Raw genomic sequence first — 18123 nt, forward strand, 5'->3', positions numbered from 1 at the left:
CCAACTACTTAATCTTTCTAATTCCTAGCTTACTTATTAAATCTAAATATTTGCTAACATTATTCTTTTTAATATAGTTAAGTAATCTACGGCGACGCCCAACTAAAATTAATAATCCGCGTCTTGAAGTATGATCTTTATAGTTAGATTTAAAATGCTCAGTTAAATTATTGATTCTTTCAGTTAAGATAGCACATTGCACTGCACTTGAACCGGTATCATTTTCCGTTATAGCATATTCTTTAATTAATTGTTGTTTACGTTCTGTAGTAATCGACATCGATAATCTCTCCTTAAATATTATAGACTTCCAGTTTTAAAAGAAGTCTTGTGTTAAATTAAATACTCGTAAAGAATTAAAGCAACTCTTGTTTAAGCTACCTATTGCAAGCAAAGCGCCTTTATAGCGAACCCATAAAAGATCAACAGACATCTTGCCGAACTCTACTTCTAGAGGTAATTTGTACGTCAATCGGGTACTCGAATCCTCACGTACTAAAGCGTACGCTGTGGTGCTGCATTCCGTGTTTCCTTCAAATTCCTCTCTATAAGCAAATTTGGCAAGATGTCTAAAGTCTTTTTCATAATTAAATAAACATTTCTGTCCATATTTAATTTGCTGTGCTTGGCTGTCAGTTGCATCAAGAACCGGGATGTCGTCCAGTATTGCTTCTATCTTTATACTTTTTTCCTCTAGGGAATTTTGGGTAACTTCGTCAGGTGATTTAATTCGGATAGCATTTTCTTCTTTAAATATTCCAATCTGAGTACGGCGTAATTCTATCACAAATCCTAAACTTTGCAAGGACAATGCCAAATCTTCTGCTAAAGTCCTTATATAAGTACCTTTTGAGCATTCCGTATAGTATGTAGCGGTAGCATTTTTCTCATCAAAATTTAAACATTTTAGATCATAAATAGTTATATTTCGTGGCTTTAATTCTACTGTTTTTCCCTCTCTAGCCAATTTATAAGCTCTTACACCGTTAACTTTAAGAGCTGAAAAAGCCGGCGGTATTTGTGTTACGTTACCGATAAATTTAGAACATACGGTATAAGCTTCTTCTTGAGAAGGGATACAATCTTTCGTTGCTATTACTTTACCGGCATAATCGCCGCTATTGGTTTGCGTTCCGAATTTTATAGTAAAAATATAGGTTTTTCTAGCATCAATTAGCAGATGTATCAGCTTTGTAGCTTCACCTACGGCAAGCGGTAATATTCCTTCTGCTTCTACGTCTAAAGTACCGGCATGTCCTATCTTGGTTTTACCGAGTATTTTTTTTACTATGCTAACAAGTTGAGCAGAACTTATACCTCTTGGTTTATAAATATTTAACCAATAATTACTCATTTTAATTTGATTTTAACTTGACTTAAATTTAGAAAATCTTTAATATATAACTCTAACCAATAGCAAGATAGGTTAGACCAAATAATGACGATTAACCCCAGTAATATAGAAAATTCCTCCTCTAAAATCAATAGCTGTTTTTCCAAACTTACCGATTATATCTGGCCTATAAAACGCCATGAAGTTTCTAAATTTTTATTCATCGCTTTATTAATGTTCTGTATTTTATTTATCCAAAATCTAATCAGAGCTTTAAAAGATAGTATTGTTACTACTATGATCGGTGCCGAGACTATCTCGTTTTTGAAGTTTTGGGGAGTGATGCCGTCAGCTTTTTTAATGACTGCTATATATGTAAAGCTTGTTAATAAGATGAAAGCAGAAAATATATTTTATCTTATTATATCAATATTTTTAACATTCTTTGCTCTTTTTGCTTACGTTATTTTTCCAAATCATGAAATGCTGCATTTAAGCCCTGTAACCGTTCAAAATTTAACGGCAAGTTTACCTAATTTAAAATGGTTTATATTGCTTTTATCAAAATGGGGTTTTTCGTTATTTTATATAATAGCCGAATTATGGCCAAACGTAGTTTTCGCATTACTTTTTTGGCAGTTTGTTAATAATATTACTACAGTGGAAGAATCTAAAAGATTTTATCCGTTATTCGGTTTACTTAGTCAAACAGGTATTTATTTAGCAGGGCAGTTTTTAGAAAATCTAAGTAATATTAATGATTACGTAACTAATAAATTTGCATTACAATCGTCTTTTCATACACTTTCTATACAAATTATACTAACTATAGTATTAATTTTAGGAATAATAGCTATTAAAACTTTTTGGTTGCTTAATCATAAAGTACTAGATAAAGAGCATATGGCGTTACTCAGGTTTAAAGCAAAGAAAAAATCTATGACTATTGCCGAAAGTTTTCAGATGCTTCTATCGTCAAGACATATTAGATTAATTGCAACTTTGCTTATCTGCTATGGCATTGCCATTAATTTAGTAGAAGGTCCTTGGAAAGCAGCAGCTACTAAAATTTATAAAACTCCAACCGAATATGCAGCTTTTATAGGAAGTTATTTGCGCTATACCGGAGTATTTACTATTTTATTTGTCGTACTTGGTTCAAATATAGTTAGAAGACTTGGCTGGTTTATGGCGGCTGTTATTACTCCTTTAATAGTTTTTATTACCGGTATATTATTTTTTGCCGTTAATAATTTTGAAAGATTTGCCGGCTTAATAATAGCAAATTTTATTCTAACCGATCCTGCTTTAATTGCTATAACAATAGGTGCTATTCAAAATGTGCTTAGTAAATCAAGCAAATATACCTTATTTGATTCAACAAAAGAAATGGCCTATGTTCCTTTAGATCCGGAAATAAAAATAAAAGGGAAAGCTGCTGCCGACATGATAGGTACAAAACTCGGTAAATCTGGTAGTGCATTTTTACAATCATTGATATTTATAATATTACCTTCCGCTAGTTATCAATCTATTTCCATCTGTTTAATGATTATATTTATAATTACTTGCTTAACCTGGCTTTGGGCAACTAAAGCACTCAATAAAGAATATAAAAATTCTATTAAATTTTCTCAATAAATAATATTAGTTTTTTCTTGATATTACTAAAATTTCTATATACTATCTCTGACAGTATAACACAAACTGTGAAAAAAGGATATGTTATATCATTTTCCCGCGTAGGCGGGAATCCAGAAAAAAGCGAAATAAATCGAGCCTTTAATTTAAGAATCTAGTGTGCTTAGACTTTTTAGTGACTGTATGCCCGCCTATGCGGGCATGACATAGAGGGTAAAGATCAACGTAACAACATCGGCTTGACTACGCATCACTGACAGTTTGTGCTAATTAATTTTTGGTTAAATGAGAGGTTTTATGAGTAAAGACGGCAACCTAAATACAAGTGAATTTGATCCTTTAGCAAATAAGGAATATACAGAAGAACAAGAGCAAAAAGAATTGTTATCTCAAACTACAACCCCAGAACTAGAAGCTGACGATGGTTTTATCGTTACTTCTGCATCTTCTACTCAATCTACCCCTTCAATTAGTGCTTTATCGGGCAATATCTCTCCTGACAGTCAGACATCGGACCCAATAACCAAGGCTGTAAGAGAAACAATTATACAACCGCAAAAAGATAATTTAATAGAACAAATATTAAAAGATCTAGCAGCCCTTACAGACCGTGATTTAGCTGAACAAAAAAGAAAAGAAATAGAAGAAGAAAAAGATAAAACATTAAGTACTTTTTTCGGCAATCCGGCTAATAGAGAATTTATTGATAAGGCTTTAGAAAATTCTGAGCTTAAAAAGAAATTAGAATCAATAGAAATAGCCGGCTATAAAAATGTTCATAATACATTTAGTGTCGCTAGTGGATACCCTGGTGGATTTAAACCGGTACAGTGGGAAAATCAAGTAAGTGCAAGCGATCTTAGAGCAACAGTAGTTAAAAATGATGCAGGTGATGAACTCTGTACCTTAAATGAAACAACTGTTAAAACTAGGCCTTTTACTGTAGCTAAACAAGACGGTACTCAGGTTCAGATCAGCTCATATAGGGAAATAGATTTTCCTATAAAACTTGATAAAGCCGATGGGTCAATGCATTTATCGATGGTAGCATTAAAAGCTGATGGCACAAAGCCCTCCAAAGATAAAGCCGTATATTTCACTGCCCACTACGAAGAAGGACCAAACGGTAAACCTCAACTTAAAGAAATAAGCTCACCAAAACCTTTAAAATTTGCCGGAACCGGAGATAACGCAATAGCTTATATAGAGCAGGGTGGAGAAATTTATACACTTGCGGTAACACGCGGTAAATATAAAGAAATGATGAAAGAGGTAGAACTAAACCAAGGGCAGAGCGTTGATTTATCGCAAGCTGAAGATATTATAATAGGACAAGGACAAAGTAAGGAACAACCGCTAATAACTCCACAGCAAACAGCAAGTTCATCGGTTGAACTACCTCAGTATAAACAACAAGTACCGCCAATTACTCCTACTAACCAACCACTGCAACCTGAGACTTCACAAATGTCACAATCGCAACAAGTGAATCCAAACCTTCTTAATGCAGCTACGACTTTATCAGGCAGCATGCAAGATTTATTAAATTATGTAAATGCAGGTTTAACAAAAGAAATTGATAGCAATAAACAAATTGATTTAATTAAAGAAGCAGCCACGGCAATTCTTAATAATGAGAAAAGTGATATTGCTGAAAAGCAGACTAATATCATTGCTTTAACTGAAAATACGGTCAATAATCAAAACCTCACACCGGACGCAAAAGTAGCTGGAGTCAATGCAGTATTAAAAACCATAAAAAATGATCAGAATACCCCAGACCTAGAAAAATCAAAAATGCTTGAAGCTACAGTAGCTATCACTTTAAATTCAGAGAATCTTGAGCCGAAGCAAAAACAGCAGATGTTAGAAAAAGCATTAGATGTCGGTTTAAGTCTTAAAGATGATGCAAGTAGAGCTGCAGCAATTGACGATATTACGGATGCTGTAATAAAAAGTAACCTTTCTACTGAAGATAAAGGAACAATGCTTATAGCAGTAGGTGATAAGGTTAATGTCTCTGAATTAAGCAATGCGGAAAAACAAAAATTATTAGGTTCTGTATTAAAGAAAGGTGTAGAAGCCCAAGTTCTCAGTCCGGCACAACAACAATTGATGCAGCAGAATTTAGATAAGATTACGGCGGAACAAACTAAAAAAGATACAATAAAAAAAGTAAATGATATTTTGTTTGATCCTCTAAGTAATACTGAATTAAAAACAACAAACATACAAGCCATTACGTCTAATGTTTTAGATGGTCCGGCTACAGCAGAAGTCAAAGGCGGAATAATTCAAGAAATTACTAACACAGTTGCAGGAAGCTCGCTTGAAGCTCAAGACAAAGCAGAAATTGTTAAAGGGGTAGGCGAGACTATAGCTACTCATAGTGATACCTCTTTATCCTTACCTAATAAAGCACTTATTATGGCATCAGCGGAAAAAGGTATTGCAGAAAGTAAGACCAATTTACCTGATAGAGAGCTAATGACTAAATGGTTAGTAGACGGTATTTATGAAGGCAAAAGAGGTCCTGAAATAACTAAGGCAGTTTCTAGTGGAATCGATAATAGTAATATTAATGACTCTGAGAAAGAGGCACTTAAAAAAGCTAAAGGTGCAGCGAGTGAGGCAGCTTTAGATATAGAAACTCAAAATTTAACTGAAGGGTTAAAAGGACAGAATATAGAAGAACACAAGCCTCGCGATGATATATATAACAAGGCTCAGGAAGTAATTAACGCTGTTAATCCTGTTATAGAAGTATTAGAAAAATCCAAAGAACCGGTAGTGTCAGCAGAAGAAAGAATTGTACAAGAAACTTCTAGTATATTAAATAATATCTCTAAGCTTGCAGTTGAGAAAGTCAATAATTTTCGTGCTATGCTTTCTTCAAATGGTAACCTTAAAACTCTTGAAGAAAAAAAAGAGGAATCAATAAAAAAAGTAGATGAGTTGGTAAAGGCATTTGGTACTAAATCTTCTACTGAAGAACAGCAAAGTTTCATTAAAGCTAATTTAGTTGATGATAAAACTTTATCTAAAGAGGTACGTTTACAAACTATAGATAAGTTATTACAAGAACAAGTACAAAAACAAGCAGAAGCAATTGAAAACCCTAGTGTTAAAACGGAAGATGTAAGGGTAGTATCAGGAAAGTCTGAATTAAAACCTATAAGTAAAGATAAGCCGGATATTGAAAAAGCTAAAATGGTAGTAGGAAGAGATAGAGTTAACATCAAAGAAAATATAAAAATTATGGGAGCATTAATGAATGCAAGAGATAGCATTCAGTCGGAAAATTTAAATAAATCAATACCTATTAAAAGAGAGTCTTCCTCTCCACAACGCTGATCAAGATTTGTATTCTGTATATTATCAAGGCAAGCAATGTTATTCCTAGCTAAAAGCAGGAATCTAGTAAAACATATAAAAATAAGTTTCTTATATGTTTGTTTTATCAAATATGTAACTTCTGTATTAAAGTTACCGCTTCTGCGGGGATTGTATAAATGATATCACAACATAATCAGGATGGCAGCTTGCCTTTATGCATTAGTTTTTAGTTTTTCTTTTCCAGCTAAACATTTTACTAAATTATTAACGGCTTGTTGTTCTTCCGTGCTATTAATTTTCATAAAATTTCTTGAAACTTCAATGCACATACGTTGATGTTGAGTATGTACGGGCTGCGGTTTATTAGCTTCTTCTAAACCTTCAAAGAAATAATCAATATTCCTATCTAAAGCTTCTGCGATTAGTACTAGCCTTCCTACAGAAATTCTATTAATTGCTTTTTCGTATTTTTGTAATTGTTGATGCGTAACATCAATTACTTCAGCAAGTTGTTGACGAGACAACCCCTTAGCGAGTCTTAAAGAATAAATTTTCTTGCCGATAAAACTATCAATTTTTTGTATAATATCGTTTTTTCTACCCATCATCCTCTCCTTGGTTACTAATTATATCTATATTTAAAAATTTTCTTTGAACAAAAATGATATTATATTATCCTATATTATTATAAAACATGTGGTTATTAATAATTTTATACCATATAAACTTATCCAAGTATAAGTAGAAGTGATACCATAAATTAATATTATAAGCAACTATAAAATAACATTTTTTAAGTTTTTTGTAATCATTTGGTAAATAATTATTAAAGAATCGTGCAAAATTATTTCTTATCAAATAAAAATATCATAAGAACTTTAAAATTATCTTTAAAATATGAATACTTTATGTTTTAAAAACTTATTTACTGAAGCATAAATTACAATTTATAAAAAAATAAAATTTTGGTGTGTTATAGAAAAATATAAAATTAATGCAAGGAAGAATTTCATTTCTATATTAATATTTCAAATCAAGGATAAAGTATAGTTTCATTTTAATTATAAATTAATTATTTACAGCGAACTTATTTAAGATTAAATATAAAATTAATAATAACAACTTAGCTTTTATAATGAGAAAAATTTTTAATTGTCTTTACGTAGCCTTATTTAGAATAATAGAAGATGATGGCGTTGAACATTCGGGATATATGTCATTCATGATACTTTTATCTATTTTCCCTTTCCTAGTATTCTTATTAGCTTTAACAAGCTTTTTAGGAGCTTCAGAACTTGGTCAAAATTTTATACAAATTTTTCTAGAGAGTCTTCCGGAACAAGCAACGGAATCAATAGAAAAAAGAATACGAGAATTACTAAGTGCTCCTCCTCAAAGTTTAATGAATCTTGCCATAGTAGGCAGTATTTGGACTGCCTCTTCTTTTGTAGAATGTTTAAGGACTATTTTAAATCGTGTATATCAAATAAAATCTCCCCCCCCTTATATAAGAAGAAGATTACTTAGTATTATACAGTTTCTTATAATTAGTGCCTTGATTACCTTTACTATGTTTCTTTTAGTGGTGATTCCAATATTATTTACAAAAATTCCGATAATATTAGAGACCATTGAAAAATATAAGATCATTTTAAATTTTATAAGATATTCTTTAATTTTAATTTTATTATTTTTAGGTGCCTCGTCTTTGTATTATATATTACCTAATGTAAAACTAAATTTTATTGATGTATTTCCAGGGGCTTTATTAACTGTGATATTATGGATAATAAGCGGCTATTTGCTTTCAACTTATATAGTCTACTATAATCAATTAAATCTAATGTATGGTTCCCTTGGTAGTATAATAGTTACATTAATATTCTTCTATATTATAAATATGATATTTATCTATGGTGCGGAATTTAATTATCTAATGAAAAATTATGAAAATATAGAGTGAAGTGCAGCTTAAAGCACTTAATCAGTATTTAGTTTTACAAAAATAAAATAATTAATTGAAACAATTTCGGCAGTTTTATATTTAATATTTTATATCAATCTTTATTTTAGTTGTAAAAAACAATTATTGTTTAGTTTTTAGGTTTTGTAAACAAAATACAAATTATTTAAAAAAATCCGGTTTAAATAACATAAGGCTCTCCTGAGATGATGTCGGTAATGGAGTTAAATTATATTGTGGATCGAAAGCATTCCCATAAATTTTTTCTATTGTTTGGAGCGAACTTGGAGATTTTAAAGCCAACAATATTGACTTTAAAATAGTAAAAATTGCTATATATGGATCGGTTTCGGGGGAAGATAAGCGATGTTCTAAACGTTTGGGAAAAGCATTTGGGGTTCGTACGGCTACGCTTCTATTATTTCCACCGTACGATATATGCGTAGGAGCCATAAATTTTTTATTTATCCGTGAATAATCTAGAGTAGTAGGCATAAAAGCGAGTAGGGTGTCTAACATATAGTGACATAGCCCTTGTGCTGCTAAAATTATATAATAATCATTGAGCTCGGAATTAAAATTAATATGAAAATGCATACTATTACCATAATCATCCAAAAACGGCTTAGGCGAAAAATCTATATAACCGTTTAACTGCTGTGCCATTTTTTTTAAAATAGTTTTAACCTCTAATATATTTTTTATATATTGTATTAAGTTTACAGAAGGGGGAAGATCTATTTCAAATTGGTTATTGCCTTTTTCTTTTTTTATTTTAGCAATTTTAAATCTAGCTAAGTATTTTCTTGAAAGTATTTCAAATTTAGCTATATCAATATTGTGACTTAAATAAAACTCTATTTCTACGCCGATAATAGGGATTAGGTTATAGTCTTGATGAAATTGTGCTATTATTTTTTCTAGCTGTTTATTTTTTTGTAAACGACCGGATAAAGTATTAATAAAACTATTATAATTAATATGGGGTATTTTCATGGAAGGATTAATAAACGGATCAGTTTATTATAAAATTTTTGATAAAACATTCAATAATTCTAGTCATAGATATATAAAAAAAAATAACTCTATAAATGAAACAGAAATAGTTGAAAACAAAAAATCTATTATTACTTATTTTAAAGCACAAGATATTTTAATTTTAAACCAAGCACATGGCAATCAAATTGTTAATGCTGATGAGCCCATAATTGCCCTACCTAAAGCAGATGGCAGCATTACAACTAAGAAAAATTTAGTATTAGCGGTACAATCGGCAGATTGTGTACCGGTATTACTTGCAAGCGGCGACGGTAAAATAATTGGAGCAGCACATGCAGGTTGGAAAGGAAGTATAAATAACATTATTAGTAATATAGTTACTAAAATAACAGAAAAAGGAGCAAAGAATTTAATAGCAGTGATAGGTCCTGCTATAGCTCAAAGTTCATATGAAGTTGATGATGAATATTATAAAGCTTTCTTAAGTAAGGATATTAACAATAAACAGTTTTTTATAAACTCTATAAAAGAAAATCATTATATGTTTGATTTACCGGCTTTTGTAGAGTTAAAACTTAAAGAAGCAGGCGTCAAAGATATAAAAAATATTGCTGAAGATACTTACACAAATCCGTTAAAATATCCAAGTAAAAGACGCTCATATCATTTGCAAGAATCTTATAATCAGAATATATTATCAGCTATCGTAATGAAATAATGGCATTGCTAAATAAATATTGATGGTTTGAAAAAGCTACACCATTGCAAGGAGGCGTTGTTGCATGGACACTGAGTCATCATTGTGAGCAGCCATGGGCTGCGTGGCAATCTAGAAAATAATTAAAAAAATTCTGTAAATTAGAATTTTTTACTGGGTTGCTTCGTCAATTACTTTGTAATTTCCTTGCAATGACGGAAAAACCGGTCTACGCAACAATGCTCGCTCGCAATAACTATATCTATCTTTATTTAGCAATGCAAAAATAACTCTTCATTTATCGGAGTATATTAATGAATCAAGATAAACCTTACTATCAAATAGTCAAATAGTTTATGCACCAAACGATATTTTTAAAAAATAAGCAGAATATATAGACATTGTTGATGATAATATTCGTACTATTGTCGATAAAATGCTTCAGAATTTACATATAGAAATGGCAGTGGGTTTGGGTGCTAAATAGTTTTTATTAATCCGGACATAACTTATTTTTCGGAAGAAAAACAAACTTTTATTGAGGGTTCTTTATCGTTTCCAGGCATTGAAGCATCTATTACACGATCAAAAGCAATCAAGGTAAAATATCTTGATTATAACGGTAATAAGCAAGAACTAGCAGCAGAAGGCTTTTTAGCAATTGTAATTCAGCATAAAATAGATTATTTAAACGGCAAAATTTTCTTAGATTATTTATCAAAACTTAAGCGTGATACACTACTTAAAAAGATGCTAAAGCATATAAAACTCCATCCTCCACATATTCACGGTAGCGGTTGTAGGCATTAGACATTTTCTCAAACTTCGCTTCTAGAGGTAATTTATACATCGAGCCTAGACTCGTATCCTCACGTACTAGTGTGTACGCTGCGGTGACAAGTACTTCCGTGTCTCCTTTAAATTCCTCTCTATAAGCGTTTGGAAAGATGTATATTAAAGTTTTTGACAATATGTTATAACTGACTAGTTAATTATATGAAAAACACAATTACAGCCTTTGATGCTAAAACCCATTTTTCTAAATTATTAGACCAAGCTAGTAAAGGTGAAGAAATTTTAATTACTAAAAGAGGAAAAGCTGCTGCAAAAATTATTCCTATTGATTCTTATAATAATATTGAAATAGCAAAGATTGCTGCAGCTCTTAGACTTTGAAAACTTGCAAAAGAAATTAATTTACAACCATCGGATTTAGAAGTATGGCTAAATTACAAAAATGAGGGTAAGAAGTAAAAAATGGTCTCTTTCGTTTTAGATTCTTCAATCGCTTTATCATGGCTTATGCCTGATGAAGTAGCAAGCTTGGATATACTAGATAAAACCATAACAGAAGGAGTAATTGTCCCTGCTATTTGGAAACTTGAGATTGGAAATGTATCATTATGTGCAGAGCGTGTAAAACGTCTTACTGCAAATCAACGTCACCAAACAATTTATACTTTAAAGGATCTTTACATCAAAATTGATCAAATAACACTGGAACATATATGGTTTGAGACAATGGATTTAGCCGTACAATATGGATTAACACTTTATGATGCTAGTTATTTAAAGCTAGCATTACGCTGTGGGTTACCAATAGCAACACTTGATAAATCCTTAAAACAAGCAAGTAAAGCTGCTGGGGTCGTAGTATTGTGATCACATCTTCACAAGTCGTAGCCAAGCTGCCCAGTCACGTTTGCCTAAATCTTCTTCAAACGATAATAAGTCTTTTACCGTCTGCTTACATATTTCTACGGAAGGGATTATAAGCTCTTTACAAGCTTGTTCTAAATGGTAAGTATAAAACATAGCTTCATGAATAGTTTTGCCGCAGGTAATAGCACCGTGATTACGAAATAACATCACATAATTCTGTTTAAGGTCAGTAACAAGTCTACTATTCTGTTTGTCGGTATCTAGTACTAGAGAATTATAATTATGATATGATATTCTGTCGTAAAAATGTAATGCTCATTGACTGATCGCTAAAAGCCCGCATTTTAAAGCAGAAACGGCAATAACTGCAGGAGTATGATAATGAAAAATGGCAGAAATATCAGGGCGTGTTTTATAAATACTACCATGAATACAGTAACCAGTTTTATTATATTGATATTCTTCCCATTCTAAAATTTGTCCGTCTAAACTAACTTTTAAAAGATTCTCTGTAGTTACTTCTTCAAATCTTAGTCCAAAAGGATAAATATAGTAAAAATCGGCATTTTTAGGTCTTGCGGATAGATGCGTATAAGTATGATCATCCAGCGATAAATACGCCATTATTCGGTAAGCAGCAGCTAAATTATATTTTATATCCATAATTGTTAAAATCTATATTGGTTTTATGTTATTCTCGCGTGATGTTGTTGCGTGAATCAGCTTTCCCGTCTGAACTACGGAAATTGCATAGCAATTGACGAAGCAATCTCAGAAGTCTGTTATTATTTTATGAGATTGCCATGCAAGTACTACGACTACTCGCAATGATTCGGTAATATCTACACAACAAGGCCACACAGGAATGACATAGGAGCTGTGCAACAAATCCTCAACGCTATTTAAAAGGAGCGTATACCGCTTCTTCCTTTGTTTCTATAATCGCTTCTTTAGGAGCTTTTATGCATTCTTGTAAGGATTGCCTACCTAAATACGGTGCTAGATTATAATTTAATATATAACATTGTAAATTATCTTTCTTACCGCTAAAGTTAAATTCAATTTTATTGCCTTGCTCTAATAGCTTTTTAACTTCTGTTGTTTGCTGGATAAAATTCTTTTGTTCTAAGTTTAAGTGTTTGATTCTTAGTATATTTTTTACTACGGAAAACGTAGAAACAGCAAGAAGCAGAAGGAATATAAATAACTCTTTATTACTTTGCTTGTGTAAGAAAATACTATTTTTAACATATGAAGCTGCAATCATTCCGATAGCTATAACATAACATCCAAGATATCTAAGTAACGATGCTCCTCTAATTGCCTCTTCATAACTAAAGTTAAAGAAATATAAATATAACCGCCACAAAGCAAAAATTATAAAACACGCAAACGTACTTATCAGGAAAAATTTATATTCTTTCAGCAAATCCGGTTTATATTTACAAATTCCGTACCATGCAGCTATACAAATAGTATATACAACTAAACTTCCTTCTTTTAATAAGAATAACAAGAGAAATTTACCGTAATTTAGTAATAATGATCTATGCTGTTCATTAAAATTTTCAGCAATATATACTAAATTACTAAAACTATGTTCGCATCTGTCAAAAAAATCATGGGTATTTTTAAAATAACTCATCCAAATAAAATTACACAAAATAGGTAAAGTAAGTAAAATCAGATACGTAATATAATCACTTGATTTTTTAGGCTTTTTATAAAAAATTGTATAATGAGCTATAAGAATTATCGAAGCAAAACTAGCAAGCCATGTTCCAATTTCTCGGAAAGAGGCAAGTAATATCATAATAGGTAAAATAAGCAATAATGCTTTTTTCCTGTCTTCCGCAAGGATATAAATTGCAAAAATAGCTCCGAACATTAAGCCAATAGTACTATCGTTATATATTGAACGAATTCCGGTCGTATATAATACTACACCGCAAAGTAAAAGTGAAAACAACATTCCGGTTTGCCACAATTTCTTATTTGCGGCTAAAGAAGCTAGAAATGCTAAATGTAATAAGAAATGAGCAAATAATACGTTACCGTCCGAATAACCTGAAAGTAGCAGCATAAAATAATGATAAACGGCAGCTCCTCTTGGATAATGGGCATGAGTAGTAATAATGGAAGTTAACGAAGACTGATTTTCAAAAACACCGAAATATAACAATTCTTTAGTAAATATTCCCCAATGTGAGAAATCATCATAAGCATGCAGCGATGCATCTCTGGTATAAAGAAAAAACAAAAGAATCAATAAAGTAAATACAATGATTTCAATTATATTTTTTCTAGATTCCTGCTTCCACAGAAATGACATGAAGGAGGTATTATTGCGTAGATCAAGAAATGCGTGCGGTGTCATACCGTGGCTTGACCACGGCATCCAAAAATATAACTTAAAAATACTAAACATTTTTAACTGGATCCGGCGATCAAGTCGCCGGATGACAGGAACGGAGGCACCCTCTACAACAATGCCTATGAAATGCAGGAATGACATGAAAGCTAAAAATATACCAATGAAATAACATATATATGTTGCAGCCTGTAATAGCTTTAACATAGCAAAACAATATAAAATCGTTACTAATATGCTGATTGTTACGGAAATAGAGAAAGTCAATTTTGTTTTGAAATATTTGGCAAAAAAAGATGAAAACCCAAAAATGCTTAATATCGGTATTATGATCATATTAATTTGTAAATAATTTTTTGGTCATTGCATGGACCGGTAAAACCCACCTGTGTCACCCCGTGGCTTGATCACGGGATCCAGTTTATAAATACTAAAATTATTAGTATTTTTTATTGTTTTTTGGACCCCGTGGTCAAACCACGGGGTGACACAGGTGAAATATAGAACGAAAAATGTCCGGTACTATAGGTATCAATACCGGCTCACAACAACGCCTTTATCACCCGTGTTTAATTTTAGCTTGTGCTGCGGCGATTCTTGCTATAGGGATACGGTATGGAGAACAAGAAACATAGTTTAAATTCATTCTATGAAAAAATTCTATAGAGGCAGGGCTCCCTGCATGTTCTCCGCAAGCTCCGAGTTTCAAATTAGCATTACTGCTTTTTCCGCGTTTTATAGCAATTTCAATTAATTCTCCTACTCCTTCTTCATCGAGAGTAGTAAATGGATCGGATTCAAAAATCTTTTCTTCTAAATAAGATGGAAGAAAAGAGGCAATATCATCTCTAGAAATTCCATATGTAGTCTGAGTTAAATCATTAGTACCAAAACTAAAATAGTCAACTTCCTTAGCTATTTTCTTACTGCCGAGTGCTGCCCTGGGTAGTTCTATCATAGTACCGAGCGTAAAGGAAAACTTATATCTATAACGTTGCTCTAATTCTTCTATTACCGCATAAATATCCATTTTAAGCTTTTTTATTTCACCTACATTGCTAATTAAAGGAATCATTAATTCTAAGTTACATTCTATATGTTCTTTTTTATGTAGCTCAAAAATAGCTGTAAAAATTGCTTCAATTTGCATTTGGTAAATTTCCGGCGAACATATACCAAGTCTACATCCACGGTGACCGAGCATAGGATTTACTTCATGCATAGCATGAAGACGTTGATTAATCATGGATAAAGGTAGATTTAAGCTATTGGCCAAATTCTTTTTATCTTCTTCGGTGGTAGGTAAAAACTCATGTAACGGCGGATCAAGTAATCTAATATTTACCGGTTTATCTTTCATTACTCTGAATAAAGCTTTAAAATCCTCAGTTTGCAGAGGTAATAATTTCTGCACGGCAAGCTTTCTCCGTTCTATATCAGGAGCAATAATCATTTCTCTTACTAAAGGAATTTTATTTTTATCAAAAAACATATGTTCGCTACGACACAAACCTATACCTTGAGCTCCAAACTTTATAGATACTAAAGCATCGTTAACTGTTTCAGCATTTGCACGAACTTTTAAGCTACTAATCTCGTCTGCCCAATCTAAAATTAATTTTGATTCCTCACTGAAAGTAGGTTGAATTAACGGCATTTCACCTAAGAAGATTTTACCGCTACCTCCGTCAATCGTTATAATATCACCTTGTTTAATAACTATGTCGCCTGCTGTTAATATTTGCTTTTTCTCATCTATAGATAAATTACTTGTACCGCAAACACAAGGCTTCCCCATACCTCTTGCTACAACTGCGGCATGTGAAGTCATTCCCCCTCTAATAGTTAAAATACCTGAAGAAACATGCATTCCGTTAATATCCTCAGGACTAGTATCATGGCGTACTAAAATTACTTTATGATGATGAGATAATTTTTCGGCATCATAAGGTGAGAATACTGCAATACCTGTTGTAGCCCCAGGAGAAGCAGGTAGCCCCTCAGCAATAGAAGTAAGCCCCTTACTATAATCAATTCTTGTATGTAATAATTGATTTAATGATTCCGGATCGATTCGCATTAAGGCTTGTTCTTTAGAAATAAGCTTTTCTTCTACCATTTGTACAGCAATATTAATAGCAGCGATGGCTGTTCTTTTTGCAGTACGTGTTTGCAAAATATATAGCTTATTATTTTCTATAGTGAATTCTATATCCTGCATATCTAAGTAATGTTCTTCAAGCTTTTGCGCAATTTGTGCTAACTCCTTAAACACTTCCGGCATCATTGCTTGCATAGAATTTGAATCATTTGCAATAATAGGCATAGGTGTTCTAGTTCCCGATACTATGTCTTCACCTTGGGCATTTATTAAAAACTCTCCAAAGAGCTTTTTTTCTCCTGTAGAAGGTGACCTAGTAAAAGCAACTCCTGTAGCTGAAGTTTTACCTAAATTACCGAAAACCATTGCTTGAATATTAATAGCCGTACCGAAATCCTCCGAAATATTATTGATTTTTCTATATATAACAGCTCTATTACTCATCCAAGAATGTAGCACCGCTTTAATTGCCGATTCTAACTGTTCATAAGGATCATTAATTAGTTGCTTAGTATACTTAATATGCAACCGTTTGAAATCATCAATAATTTTTTCTAATAATTCTACGGTAATATCGCTATCTTTATAAGTATCGGCTTGCATCTTGTGCTTTTCGTAAATTTGTTCAAATAGATCACTAGGTATAGATAATACCGTTGAACCGTACATTTCTAAAAATCTTTTGTAGCTATCAAGAGCAAATCGTTTATCACCGCAGGAATCCGCAAGAGCATTACACACTTCGTTATTCATTCCAAGATTAAGGATAGTATCCATCATTCCAGGCATTGAAATCGTAGAGCCCGAACGCACCGATAATAACAAAGGATTGCTTGTACTGCCGAAAATTTTACCGGTAGTTATTTCAAGTTCGGTGATAGCTTTTTTTAAGTCGCTTTGAAAGTTTTTAGGAAAGTTATTATTGTGGGTATAAAAGTAATTACATAGCTCTGTAGTTATTGTAAAACCATCAGGAATAGGTAGTTTTAGGTTGGACATTTCGGCAAGACCGGCACCTTTGTTACCAAGTATATTTTTCATGCTAGCGTTTCCATCACTACCATTACTGCCAAAATAATAAATTAATTTTTTCATATCATATATCAAAATTTGCTAACAATTTATGTGTTTAGGAGCATTAAATACATATTTATACAGTATGAAAAAAATAGTAGCAACGTTAAATTAAGAATATCTTTAATAAAATAGTTGAAATTTTAAATTTGTTATTATACTTATTAATTTAATTATATTCTGTGTACAAAAGTCAAATTTTCAAAAAAATCTTATTAATTTTCGCTAAAAAATATCTCAAAATAGCAAATCAATTAGAAACCTTCACAGAACCTAATAAGTTAATTGAACTTATTCTAAATGTTATTGACTAATTTAAGAAAATTGACCATAATTCTAAATGGTCGTGCAGTTGCGTGATGATATAGCAAAGTTATAGATCACGAGGAAAGTCCGGACTCTATAGAGGTATGGTGCCGGTTAACCTCCGGCAGAGTATTATTACTTTAGGGACAGTACCACAGAAAATACACCGCCAAGTATGAATACGAAGATCAACTTCAAAAAGAGCTAGGAGTTCACAAGATGAGGAACGGAGTACGTGAGTACCGTAGTACTTGTGGAATGACGCAGCCAATTTTTGAAGTTGATCGAGTATTTTTGGTAAGGGTGAAAAGGTACGGTAAGAGCGTACCGGTAAGTTGGTAACAAATTACGCATGGTAAACCCCACCAAGAGCAAGATCAAATAGGCGTTACAGAACTTATCAAGTTCCCGGGTTATCTCTAGCCGGCTTGTAATGCGGGTAGATCGCTTGAGGTAAACGGTAACGTTTATCCTAGATAAATAACTGCAATGAATTTATATTCATACAGAATCCGGCTTATAGACCTTATTGTCATCCCGCGACTTGATCGCAGGATCTATCAATATTTAATATTTGATTAAGCTGTTTTCTAAGCTCCCGCGATCAAGTCGCGGGATGACTAGGACTGTAACACAATTT

The 18123-nt window shown here is 32.2% G+C and carries 13 protein-coding genes, 1 other RNA gene and 3 pseudogenes; 9 read left to right on the forward strand and 8 right to left on the reverse strand.

The genetic code is table 11. The features are described 5' to 3' along the window. Nucleotides 1-4: 4 nt before the first annotated feature. Nucleotides 5-280: a 30S ribosomal protein S15 gene (gene rpsO / locus AB4K15_RS03925; RefSeq protein WP_032074230.1), complete on the reverse strand. Its 276-nt coding sequence runs from the start codon at nucleotides 278-280 to the stop codon at nucleotides 5-7. A gap of 36 nt (nucleotides 281-316) precedes the next feature. After that, entirely contained in the window at nucleotides 317-1354 is a 1038-nt protein-coding gene (gene truB, locus AB4K15_RS03930; RefSeq protein ID WP_032074231.1) for a tRNA pseudouridine(55) synthase TruB, read from the reverse strand. An 84-nt stretch (nucleotides 1355-1438) separates the two neighbouring features. Here truB and tlc4 point away from each other — a divergent pair, with 84 nt between their 5' ends. Both tlc4 and AB4K15_RS03940 read left to right on the forward strand, forming a co-directional pair. Then, nucleotides 1439-2974 carry an NTP/NDP exchange transporter Tlc4 gene (tlc4, locus tag AB4K15_RS03935; protein WP_500224636.1) on the forward strand — a complete coding sequence of 512 codons (1536 nt, stop codon included), beginning with the start codon at nucleotides 1439-1441 and terminating at the stop codon, nucleotides 2972-2974. A gap of 297 nt (nucleotides 2975-3271) precedes the next feature. Then, on the forward strand, nucleotides 3272-6328 hold the full coding sequence (locus AB4K15_RS03940; protein WP_500224633.1) for a Sca4 family spreading effector: 3057 nt from the start codon (nucleotides 3272-3274) through the stop codon (nucleotides 6326-6328). Between the two features lie 194 nt (nucleotides 6329-6522). Here the strand turns inward: AB4K15_RS03940 and AB4K15_RS03945 are convergent, their stop codons facing one another. Further along, nucleotides 6523-6915 (reverse strand): helix-turn-helix domain-containing protein, encoded by a 393-nt coding sequence (locus AB4K15_RS03945; protein WP_011271056.1) that lies wholly within the window; start codon nucleotides 6913-6915, stop codon nucleotides 6523-6525. 530 nt (nucleotides 6916-7445) lie between these two features. Here AB4K15_RS03945 and AB4K15_RS03950 point away from each other — a divergent pair. Beyond that, nucleotides 7446-8273: a YihY/virulence factor BrkB family protein gene (locus AB4K15_RS03950; RefSeq protein ID WP_032074233.1), complete on the forward strand. Its 828-nt coding sequence runs from the start codon at nucleotides 7446-7448 to the stop codon at nucleotides 8271-8273. Nucleotides 8274-8435: 162 nt separating this feature from the next. Here AB4K15_RS03950 and AB4K15_RS03955 read toward each other — a convergent pair whose 3' ends face one another. Next, nucleotides 8436-9269 carry a glutamine synthetase family protein gene (locus tag AB4K15_RS03955; protein WP_032074234.1) on the reverse strand — a complete coding sequence of 278 codons (834 nt, stop codon included), beginning with the start codon at nucleotides 9267-9269 and terminating at the stop codon, nucleotides 8436-8438. Between AB4K15_RS03955 and pgeF the strand changes: the two genes are divergently transcribed. Next, nucleotides 9268-9990: a peptidoglycan editing factor PgeF gene (gene pgeF / locus AB4K15_RS03960; protein WP_032074235.1), complete on the forward strand. Its 723-nt coding sequence runs from the start codon at nucleotides 9268-9270 to the stop codon at nucleotides 9988-9990. The genes AB4K15_RS03955 and pgeF overlap by 2 nt on opposite strands. A gap of 293 nt (nucleotides 9991-10283) precedes the next feature. Continuing rightward, nucleotides 10284-10779, forward strand: a pseudogene (locus tag AB4K15_RS03965) (peptide deformylase). On the opposite strand, the gene AB4K15_RS03970 reads toward AB4K15_RS03965, so the two are convergent. Continuing rightward, entirely contained in the window at nucleotides 10712-10939 is a 228-nt protein-coding gene (locus tag AB4K15_RS03970) for a palindromic element RPE1 domain-containing protein (protein ID WP_084698822.1), read from the reverse strand. The pseudogene AB4K15_RS03965 and the gene AB4K15_RS03970 sit on opposite strands and share 68 nt — an antisense overlap. Before the next feature lie 26 nt (nucleotides 10940-10965). Here AB4K15_RS03970 and AB4K15_RS03975 point away from each other — a divergent pair. Continuing rightward, nucleotides 10966-11223: pseudogene (locus AB4K15_RS03975) on the forward strand (type II toxin-antitoxin system Phd/YefM family antitoxin). Nucleotides 11224-11226: 3 nt separating this feature from the next. Beyond that, nucleotides 11227-11631: a type II toxin-antitoxin system VapC family toxin gene (locus tag AB4K15_RS03980; RefSeq protein WP_032074236.1), complete on the forward strand. Its 405-nt coding sequence runs from the start codon at nucleotides 11227-11229 to the stop codon at nucleotides 11629-11631. Here AB4K15_RS03980 and AB4K15_RS03985 read toward each other — a convergent pair. Both AB4K15_RS03985 and AB4K15_RS03990 read right to left on the reverse strand, forming a co-directional pair. Continuing rightward, nucleotides 11632-12294 (reverse strand): annotated as a pseudogene (locus AB4K15_RS03985) (class II aldolase/adducin family protein). 235 nt (nucleotides 12295-12529) lie between these two features. Next, entirely contained in the window at nucleotides 12530-14209 is a 1680-nt protein-coding gene (locus tag AB4K15_RS03990) for a hypothetical protein (RefSeq protein ID WP_500225701.1), read from the reverse strand. A 28-nt stretch (nucleotides 14210-14237) separates the two neighbouring features. Between AB4K15_RS03990 and AB4K15_RS03995 the strand changes: the two genes are divergently transcribed. After that, nucleotides 14238-14354: a pyruvate phosphate dikinase gene (locus AB4K15_RS03995; protein ID WP_500224626.1), complete on the forward strand. Its 117-nt coding sequence runs from the start codon at nucleotides 14238-14240 to the stop codon at nucleotides 14352-14354. Nucleotides 14355-14561: 207 nt separating this feature from the next. Here the strand turns inward: AB4K15_RS03995 and ppdK are convergent, their stop codons facing one another. Continuing rightward, entirely contained in the window at nucleotides 14562-17198 is a 2637-nt protein-coding gene (gene ppdK, locus AB4K15_RS04000) for a pyruvate, phosphate dikinase (RefSeq protein WP_032074238.1), read from the reverse strand. A gap of 315 nt (nucleotides 17199-17513) precedes the next feature. Between ppdK and rnpB the strand changes: the two genes are divergently transcribed. Beyond that, an RNA gene (gene rnpB / locus AB4K15_RS04005) (RNase P RNA component class A) lies at nucleotides 17514-18019 on the forward strand. Nucleotides 18020-18123 lie beyond the last annotated feature (104 nt).

The organism is Rickettsia aeschlimannii, assembly GCF_047973405.1.
Taxonomy (GTDB): Bacteria; Pseudomonadota; Alphaproteobacteria; order Rickettsiales; family Rickettsiaceae; genus Rickettsia; species Rickettsia rickettsii.

Coding starts and splice junctions, on each gene's coding strand:
- rpsO (WP_032074230.1), bottom strand. CDS start 280: ATGTCGATTACTACAGAACGTAAACAACAATTAATTAAAGAATATGCT.
- truB (WP_032074231.1), bottom strand. CDS start 1,354: ATGAGTAATTATTGGTTAAATATTTATAAACCAAGAGGTATAAGTTCT.
- tlc4 (WP_500224636.1), top strand. CDS start 1,439: ATGACGATTAACCCCAGTAATATAGAAAATTCCTCCTCTAAAATCAAT.
- AB4K15_RS03940 (WP_500224633.1), top strand. CDS start 3,272: ATGAGTAAAGACGGCAACCTAAATACAAGTGAATTTGATCCTTTAGCA.
- AB4K15_RS03945 (WP_011271056.1), bottom strand. CDS start 6,915: ATGGGTAGAAAAAACGATATTATACAAAAAATTGATAGTTTTATCGGC.
- AB4K15_RS03950 (WP_032074233.1), top strand. CDS start 7,446: ATGAGAAAAATTTTTAATTGTCTTTACGTAGCCTTATTTAGAATAATA.
- pgeF (WP_032074235.1), top strand. CDS start 9,268: ATGGAAGGATTAATAAACGGATCAGTTTATTATAAAATTTTTGATAAA.
- AB4K15_RS03955 (WP_032074234.1), bottom strand. CDS start 9,269: ATGAAAATACCCCATATTAATTATAATAGTTTTATTAATACTTTATCC.
- AB4K15_RS03980 (WP_032074236.1), top strand. CDS start 11,227: ATGGTCTCTTTCGTTTTAGATTCTTCAATCGCTTTATCATGGCTTATG.
- AB4K15_RS03990 (WP_500225701.1), bottom strand. CDS start 14,209: ATGTTAAAGCTATTACAGGCTGCAACATATATATGTTATTTCATTGGT.
- AB4K15_RS03995 (WP_500224626.1), top strand. CDS start 14,238: ATGCTGATTGTTACGGAAATAGAGAAAGTCAATTTTGTTTTGAAATAT.
- ppdK (WP_032074238.1), bottom strand. CDS start 17,198: ATGAAAAAATTAATTTATTATTTTGGCAGTAATGGTAGTGATGGAAAC.